General features: G+C 54.0%; 1 protein-coding gene and 1 pseudogene. Both read right to left on the reverse strand.

Going from position 1 to position 1,701, the window contains the following annotated elements; all coding sequences use genetic code 11:
• Positions 1–475 (reverse strand): annotated as a pseudogene (locus PX636_RS05820) (serine/threonine-protein kinase pkn1); the annotation flags it as partial.
• A gap of 8 nt (positions 476–483) precedes the next feature.
• Entirely contained in the window at positions 484–1,581 is a 1,098-nt protein-coding gene (locus PX636_RS05825) for an AAA family ATPase (RefSeq protein ID WP_288116472.1), read from the reverse strand.
• Between the last annotated feature and the right edge of the window lie 120 nt (positions 1,582–1,701).

Here is a 1,701-nt window from a genome sequence, read left to right on the forward strand (position 1 = left end):
AACGTTCTAGGGGGGGTCGGAAAACGAGCATCGGTAATCCCCCCGCTTCGGCCGTCCGTTCCACTGTAACCTCGATATCCAACTCGTCGGCCCGTAATCCAGGCACGCGACGCGCTAGGGGGAGAATTGCCTTACTGATGGCGGTGGGTTCGGGTATCGGAAAGGGATCGGGGACGCGAACGGGAGAAGAACGATCGCTCTCGACCGAATCGCGCTTCCGGGAGGTCTGCATCGGGCGATCGATGTTTTCGGGATAGGCAACGGGGAGCGTTGACTCGATCGCTCCGGGGGGAGGGGTTTTTTCACCGCTGCCGGATGACCGGTTATCCTCCTGATCATTAGATGAGGTTGCTTCCGAATGTTCAGGCTGCTCGATCGACCAAGGCGCGATAATTCGATCGAGGTAAGCAGCGCACCAGATCAGTTCTGCCATTTCCCTCTCGTCTTCCCACCAGATGGCTTTCTTCCCTTCCATCTCTCCCCCTACCCTTGCAAGGATTTAAAGAGGGTGTCTAGCAGCTTGCTATCGGGGTCGGTGAGGTCGTTTCCCTGTAGTAACAGATAGACCGCGTTGAGCAGTTGATCGGTGGCTAGTTTGTCTTTGCGTTTGATTCGATCGAGAAATTCCCGGATCAGATTTCTGGCCGGTTCGTCCAATTGATTTAGGCGCTCCGGGGGGAAACGTTGCTCTAGTATCCGATAGAAATCATCCTCGTTGTCGGGTTGTTCGAGTCTTAAACGCAAACATCGACGCAGGAAAGCGGGGGGAAACTCCCGGGCCTCGTTACTGGTCATGAATACTAGGGGGAACTCCTGACAAGACACACAACCTCGATCGATCGGGATTTTTTCCTCGCTGTCGTCCTGTTGACCGCGATAGGGAAGAACCGATTGGTCGCCGGTTTTTAATCGTGTCAGTTCTGGGATCTCAAAAAATCCCTCCTCGAAAATATGGAGGAGATCGTTAGGCATATCGATATCGCTTTTATCGATCTCATCAATTAGCAGCACCGCCGGTCGTCCTGGACGGGATCGATAAAAAGCCATCCCCATGGGGCCTAATCTTAGATAGCTGCCGATATCCGGCTCCTCGTACTCTCCCCCCTCTCCCACTTTCTGTCTTTGTAGGGAAGCTTCCTGTAACCGTCCGATCGCATCGTAGGCATAAAGACCCTCTTTAAGGGTGGTGCGGGAAACGATCGACCAACGGTAGGGGCCGGGTAGTCCCAATTCCCGGGCAACTGCGTAGGCCAGGGAAGTCTTGCCGGCGCCGGGGTTGCCCTCGATCAGTAGGGGACGACGCAAACAGAGGGCAGCATTCACCAATTCCACCGCTTTCTTATCCGCGACGAATCCTAAAGCCCTAGGGTCGATTTTTCCCTGTTTGGGCGGTATTTTCTGCGATTTCGCCGCTTTTGTCCATTCTTCTGGGGATAGGCTAAAACTGCGCCAAGGGGGTGGCGGTGGGATGCGATCGAGGTGTTTTCTTTGTTCTTTGGGTGTGGGTAAACTGTTCGCGCTCAGGGTCAAACCCCGATAGATGCGAAGGTCTTCTGGTTTGGGAACTGGTTTATCGGCCATTGGATTCCACCACTCTCGTGTTTAGAGGTCTCGGTCTCGGGGAGGGTTTGGGGTATAGATCGTCCCAGAAAAGGGCGATTTTTCGCTCGTTTCTGCGTAATTCTTTGATATTATCAGGCC

The sequence above is a fragment of the Microcystis sp. M53598_WE2 genome (assembly GCF_030067735.1).
In the GTDB taxonomy this organism is placed as follows: Bacteria; Cyanobacteriota; Cyanobacteriia; order Cyanobacteriales; family Microcystaceae; genus Microcystis; species Microcystis aeruginosa.